The organism is Novipirellula sp. (assembly GCF_041583735.1).
Lineage (GTDB): Bacteria > Planctomycetota > Planctomycetia > Pirellulales > Pirellulaceae > Novipirellula.
The window spans coordinates 1-6,131 of the sequence record NZ_JBFHFD010000520.1; the positions used below are offsets into that span (position 1 = coordinate 1).

6 protein-coding genes are annotated in these 6,131 nt (G+C 55.7%); 2 read left to right on the plus strand and 4 right to left on the minus strand.

Annotated elements, in window-relative coordinates; all coding sequences use genetic code 11:
• Window positions 1–88: 88 nt before the first annotated feature.
• The 4 genes from panC to ykgO form a co-directional block, all read right to left on the minus strand.
• Entirely contained in the window at window positions 89–1,003 is a 915-nt protein-coding gene (gene panC / locus ABX962_RS27265) for a pantoate--beta-alanine ligase (RefSeq protein ID WP_372724145.1), read from the minus strand.
• Window positions 1,004–1,079: 76 nt separating this feature from the next.
• Window positions 1,080–1,496: a bifunctional nuclease family protein gene (locus ABX962_RS27270; protein ID WP_008690868.1), complete on the minus strand. Its 417-nt coding sequence runs from the start codon at window positions 1,494–1,496 to the stop codon at window positions 1,080–1,082.
• A 384-nt stretch (window positions 1,497–1,880) separates the two neighbouring features.
• A complete protein-coding gene (gene bshB1, locus ABX962_RS27275) occupies window positions 1,881–2,618 on the minus strand; it encodes a bacillithiol biosynthesis deacetylase BshB1 (RefSeq protein ID WP_372724147.1) in 738 nt (245 codons plus the stop codon).
• Between the two features lie 190 nt (window positions 2,619–2,808).
• A complete protein-coding gene (gene ykgO / locus ABX962_RS27280; protein WP_040763550.1) occupies window positions 2,809–2,961 on the minus strand; it encodes a type B 50S ribosomal protein L36 in 153 nt (50 codons plus the stop codon).
• 280 nt (window positions 2,962–3,241) lie between these two features.
• Between ykgO and larC the strand changes: the two genes are divergently transcribed.
• A complete protein-coding gene (gene larC / locus ABX962_RS27285; RefSeq protein WP_372724150.1) occupies window positions 3,242–4,471 on the plus strand; it encodes a nickel pincer cofactor biosynthesis protein LarC in 1,230 nt (409 codons plus the stop codon).
• 532 nt (window positions 4,472–5,003) lie between these two features.
• Window positions 5,004–6,131: prenyltransferase/squalene oxidase repeat-containing protein (locus tag ABX962_RS27290; RefSeq protein WP_372724152.1), on the plus strand; the 1,128-nt coding region annotated here is incomplete at its 3' end.

Sequence of the window (6,131 nt, forward strand, 5' to 3'; positions counted from 1 at the left end):
ATTACGCTTTGAAAGTGAACGGGTAGTCGTTGCCCAAGCCTAACTTATTTGCCAAGCAATGGGCGAGCCCAGGTTCTAAAAGAAGCGGCTACAACAGCAGATTGTCGATCAGCCGTGTTGGACCAACAAAAGCAGCGATCAGGGCGACTGCGGGACCGTCTATTTGCCGGATCGGAGTCAGCGAATCGGCGTCCACGATCGTGGCATAGTCAATTTTGTCCACCGATTTTGCCGCGTCACCATCGCCCAGCAATTCCAAGTGCATCTGGTGTTGCAGCGTCTCGACATCCTTCTCGCCCGCTTGGATCCGCCGCTGTGTGTTTTGCAACGTTCTGGAAATCTGCAAGGCAATTTGCCGCTGCTCGGGATCGAGATAGCGGTTGCGACTGCTGAGCGCCAAGCCATCGGGTTCACGGACGGTGTCACAAGCGACCACATCGATGCCGACATTCAAGTCACGCACCATCGCCTCGATGACTTTTAATTGTTGATAATCCTTGCGCCCAAAGAACGCATGTGTGCCAGGCAGAATTTGGAACAATTTCATCACGATCGTGGCAACACCACGGAAATGGTCAGGACGAAACTCACCCTCTAACGACGCAGCCACTGCGGGCGGTTGGACATAAGTGCTGAATCCCGGCGGATAGATCATGGAACTTTCGGGAACAAAAACCGCCGCAGCTCCCTGCGACTGCAACAGCTCGCAATCTTGCTCGAGTGTTCGCGGATACTTTTGCAAATCTTCATGCGGTGCGAACTGAGTCGGATTCACAAAGATCGTGGCGATCGTGACGTCGCAATGTTTCTGTGATTCGGCGACCAAGGACAAATGTCCCTGATGCAACGCCCCCATCGTGGGCACGATACCAACACGCTGGCCTTTACCGCGAGCGGAAAGCACGTATTCGCGTGCTGCTTCGGGAGTGGAGAGTCGATCCATGTTGCGAGTGCTTTGTCCAGATTTGTTTTCAGCGTAGCGGAACGCGTACGTGAGTTTCATTCGAGAAGGGAGAACGGGCGAAAGTCTTACCAACCTCCGCTACGGTCAAACCCTTATTTTCAGTTTGGACAATGCATTAGAACGGCGTCGAAGTCGCTTCTTCGAGCACCTTTTCGCTGACGTAAATCGGCAGCGCCGGAGTGAACGTCACCGCCACCGCGATCGCGTCGCTTGGCCGTGAATCGATCGTGATCACTTCGCCATCCTGTTTGCGAAGGTTTAGCTGGGCAAAGTAGGTATGGTCGTTCAGATCGGTGATCACAACACTTTCGATCTTCGCGCCTAACGAATCGGCGACACGCACAATCAAATCATGCGTCAAGGGACGTGGCGGATGATATTCTTCCTTCACACGGCGATCGATGTTTGTCGCCTCGAAGATGCCGATCAAGATCGGAAACTCGCGATCTCCATCTTCTTCCTGAAGATAGATCACTTGGTTTTCAGTGAGTTCGGAAATAATAATCCGAGCGAGCTGCATTTTGACAGGCATGGGTAAACACACAGGAACGAAGAGTGTCGAAGTTGAAAAGGAAAAGGGGGGCCACGGGTTTCCATCAACCCATCGGCCGATGCGAACCCCATCCAAAAAAGTTGTGGCGTTCGCGAGCTTCCTATCCACACGCAATATACCTTGGCAAGGCCACCGCGTGTTACCGTGCCGAAAGGCGAATTCGTGAAGATTTTTGACTCGGCCGGTCGATCCCCTGCACCCCCAAATTGATGCAATGGATGACATTGACGTGCCGTAAAGACGCTCGCCAGCGCATGGATGTCGGCGTCCGATGCGATTCACCACCTTCTGGCGAAGGTAGCTACGAATCATGGCGAAGGTTGCTACGCAAATACGCTTCGCCGCGTTGCTCTGATCGAGCGTCTAGAGAACGCTTTCCAGCGAGCTCAGTGCCAGCGGTTCTTTGGTCGCAAAGGGTTCGCCGTAGCGACGATTGATCAGTCGCCCCCAATTCGACGCCTCGTCACGAAGCCGATCCAAGATCGTCGGCGGCTGCGTGTCTCGGCCCGTAATAAACTGGCTCTCGTAAGCCGAGATCGAAGCGAGTTTCGCGTCCCAGTGGTCGCTGATATCGACAATCCAACTGGGCTGAATCGCCAATCGCAGGTGGATGCAGTAGTAATAGAAGACACGCTCAGGGTGAAACGGCTCGCCCGGCATGTCGGTTTTGCTTAGTTTGGCCCAAAACCGCGCCGCTTCGATCAAGTCGGTGGCGGCAACATGATCGGGGTGAGCATCCTGCCAATAGGGAGCAAACACCCATTTCGGTCTCAGCACGCGAAAGTAGCTGGCGACCACTTCGCGAGTTTCCAAAGTGTGCAAAAGCCGACGATTTTCGAGCCCCGCGTTGCCTCGCCACGTTAACTTCAACGCTTCCGAGGCACGGTTCGTTTCGCTCCGACGCCGCGATTCACTGCCATGGGGTGTCGGCTCGCCTGTCGTCAAATCCAAGACACCGACACGCCATCCCAGCGAAATCATCTTCGCAATTGTCCCCCCCATGCCCAATTCGGCATCATCAGGATGGGGAGCGACGACCAACATATCCAATGGATCGGTGGGTCCGAGGTCTGCGGGAGCTTCCGTCAGGACGACCGTCATCGTGAGGCACTGGGGTTTTTGGGAAGTGGGGGGGTGTGAAGGAGCGTTGGAAAACGACAGTCACGGCGCCCCGACCCCGATCACGCAAGCTCTATCAACCAACGCGCATGCAAAAACGACCGGAATGGATCCGGTCGTTCTTTTGGGTGATCGTGGCAGCGCATTGAATGGCGAAAACGCCAAAACGCGTTTAGCGACGAGCTTTTTTGACCTTGGCACCGCCTTGGCGGACCTTGAATTTAGGATTGCTTTTGCAAATCACATAGATTCGGCCGCGGCGTTTGACCACTTGGCAATCGGGGTGGCGGTACTTCAGGGCGCCGATACTGCTGACAACTTTCATCGGATCGATCTCGTCGGACGTTCGTTTATTTTTTACAGTTCACGCTGCACAGCAGGGTGCTGGAGCGATTTTTCTACGTTAGCGAGGGCGGAGTATAGCGTTTTCTATATTTCCTTCAACGGCAAACCGCGCGGATCCCAAGACGACAAGCCAGGTTCTTTTTACTATCCTCTTGTCTGCTGCCGCTGGAATCGACCATTCACTGCCGTTTCGCAGCCGCATTCTCGCGTTTCAGCTGCAATAACCTCCTGCCATCCAAGCCCTCGGAAACTCGAAATCCATGTCCAAAATCGCCTACTTTGACTGTCTCAGCGGAATCAGCGGCGACATGACGCTCGGAGCTCTCATCGATATCGGTGCCCAAACCGGCGAACTTGACGCAAACACGATCGAAACGGCTGTCCGCTCGATGGGACTCGGCGAAATCACGATTCAGGCGCAAACGGTCAAAAAACATGGCTTTCGAGCGATCAAAGTCGACATCGCCCATCCCCCCGAGCATGCGCATCGGCATTTGCACCACATCACCGAAATGATCGATCGCGCCGATGCGATCTCTCCCGCAGCAAAGCAGCTGGCGCACAAAATTTTCCTGGAACTGGCGCAAGCCGAAGCAAAAGTGCATGGTTCGACGATTGAAAAGGTGCATTTTCACGAGGTTGGCGCAATCGATTCGATCGCCGACATCGTGGGCACCGCCGTGGCGATGACGACGCTGGGGATTGAATCGATCGAGGCTTCCGCGGTCCCCACCGGGTCCGGGACGATCACGATCGCCCATGGCCGCGTCGCCATTCCGGCTCCCGCAACCGCCGAACTTTTGAAGGGAATTCCGATCGCCAGCTCGGATGTCCAGGCCGAACTGACGACCCCGACCGGAGCGGCGATCCTGAAAGCGACCGCATCGCGATTTGGCTCGATCCCTTCGATGAGTACGATTGCGGTCGGCTACGGCGCAGGCAGCAAAGACCTAGAGACCCAGGCCAACATTTTGAAAGTCATGCTCGGCGAGCGCAATGGCGTGGCGGGGTCATCGCCGGAGGCCGCACGTGACTATCCGCTGGAAACCGATCAAGTCGTCGTGCTGGAAACCAACATCGACGACGCGTCGCCTCAAACGTTGGCTTTTTGTGCCGAACGGTTGCTTGATGTTGGGGCGCTGGACGTGTTCCAAACGCCATGTGTCATGAAGAAAGGACGTTTGGGCGTCGTTTTGACGACCCTGTGTGAAGCCGAACACGTCGCTCAGCTCGAGTCGATCTTGTTCACCCACACCTCCTCGATCGGGATCCGCCGGCACACGTCAAACCGCCGCAAATTGGTCCGCCGTAGCGAAACCGTCTCGACCGATTTCGGCCCCCTGCGGGGCAAAGTGGTCGTCATTCCCGGCGGCAGCGAGCGGTTTGCGATCGAAGACGACGACGCTGTGGCGATGGCGAAACAGCACTCGGTCGACGTCGATCAGGTTCGAGCCGCAGCCCAATCGGCTTGGCAAAATCGAAAATCGTAAACGGGCACCGCTGCGAGTGCCGCGGGTGCATTCGCCAAAACGCAAATCGAGCTGTCACGGGTCGCGTTTGTAGCGGTGCGGTGCAAGCCGCCTGGTAAAGCCCGGTAAATATCGAACATTTTACTCGCTACAACCGGGCGGCCCTAGCGCCGTGCCGCTACCAAAGTAGATGGCATTCGGCATGCTCAACCCCTCCCAACAGAGACGCCCTCACCACCCGCAATGACGTGCGAAGCCTGCTGATTCGTTCTTGCATACCGCACATCGGGTCTATTTGTGAGTACGGGTCTATTTGTGAGTACAACAGGCCCCCAAACGCTATTCTTGATCAAGAGCAGCAGGAAGATGCAGACGTTGGCCATCCTGCAATTAAACTAGGGGTGATGGTCGGTTGGATTCCCTTGTTTCGCTTATACTAAAAGAGGAACAAGCCTCTTATGTAAGCGACGCCGACTTCTCGCGGCATCTTCATCATCCGGCTCGATTCCGCTATTTCATGTCAGTTAATTGAAACGTAGGGAACGCGATTTCCATGGCGTCTGTCACCGATCCAGATCAACTTCATCCTTCTGACCCGCTCATTTCCAACGCGATGGTCGAGGATGATGTGTATGAGGAGCCGAATTCGAGACGGCGATTTTTGATCTTCAACGCCATGCCCGCTTGGGCTGTCAGCACGTTTGTTCACGTCATCATTCTGTTGGTCCTTGGATTGGTTTCGATCGCCGATCCGGTCAAGGTCATCAACGTATTGTCGGCGTCAGCCACCGCCGAAGAGGGTCCGGAAATGGAGGAGTTTGCGATCGAGCAGCTCGATCCGGGCGAGGTGGCCGAAATGGAAGAGATCACCGAAACAACCGTCGACACCAGCGAACAAATCGAGATGCCTGAGCCGACGACGTCGGTCGAGTCGATCGAAATTGCCGAAGTGGCGATCGACATGGGCGAGATGGCGTCGGATATGGCTCCCGCCGCGACTTCGCTGCAAACGTTGTCGTCCGTCTCGGGCGCCCCGATGAGCAGCCGCAGCGCGGATATGAAAAAGAAGCTGCTGCGTGATTACGGAGGCAGTGCCAGTAGCGAAGCGGCCGTCACGGAAGCTCTGAAATGGTTCTCACGCCACCAATTCCCCAACGGTGGTTGGTCGTTCCAGCATAACGTCGCTTGTAACAACCGCTGTGGTGATCCCGGCGAACCGAAACGTGCCGGTGCGGTAAATGCCGCAACCGCGATGGCGTTATTGCCGTTCATGGGCGCTGGCCAAACCCACAAATCAGGCGACTTTCGCGAGAACGTCTATCGTGGACTCAAGTTCCTGATCAGCAACGGAAAACTCGGTAAGAAAAACGGCATGCCCGTGCTCGATTTGACCGAGAGTGCTGGAAACGGGATGTATTCGCACGGCTTGGCGTCGATTGCATTGTGTGAAGCTTACGCGATGACCGGCGACCCCGAATTGGCCATGCCGGCCCAAGCGTCAATCAATTTCATCGTCTACGCCCAATGTCGTGATGGAGGTTGGCGTTATCAACCGCAACAAGCCGATGGCGGTGACACGTCGGTGGTGGGTTGGCAAGTGATGGCGCTGAAAAGTGCTCACATGGGGCACTTGCTCGTGCCGCCTACCACCGTGCAAGGTTCGGTTTTGTTTTTGGACAAG